Here is a 299-nt window from a genome sequence, read left to right on the forward strand (position 1 = left end):
ACCATGTAGCCGGGCAGTCGCTGTTGGGCGAAGCTTCTGATCGCTTCGGCCTCGAGTTCGCCCTCTCCCGTGGTGTAGGCGATCAGTTGCTTGGTGCCGTCCTGCTCGCGGGCGACGACCACCGCTTCGCTGATCTTTTCGTGTTGCGCAAGCTTCGCTTCGATCTCGCCCAATTCGATCCGAAAGCCGCGGATCTTGACCTGGAAGTCGTTGCGGCCCAGGTATTCGATGGTGCCGTCGGGCAGCCACCGGCCCAGGTCGCCGCTCTTGTACATGCGCCCGCCTTCGACGAAGGGGTC

General features: G+C 63.2%; 1 protein-coding gene. It reads right to left on the reverse strand.

The window, feature by feature from the left end:
- On the reverse strand, positions 1–299 hold a 299-nt coding region (locus I8J34_RS24395), incomplete at both ends, for an AMP-binding enzyme (RefSeq protein WP_214364214.1).

The sequence above is a fragment of the Denitromonas iodatirespirans genome, assembly GCF_018524365.1.
Classification (GTDB): Bacteria; Pseudomonadota; Gammaproteobacteria; order Burkholderiales; family Rhodocyclaceae; genus Nitrogeniibacter; species Nitrogeniibacter iodatirespirans.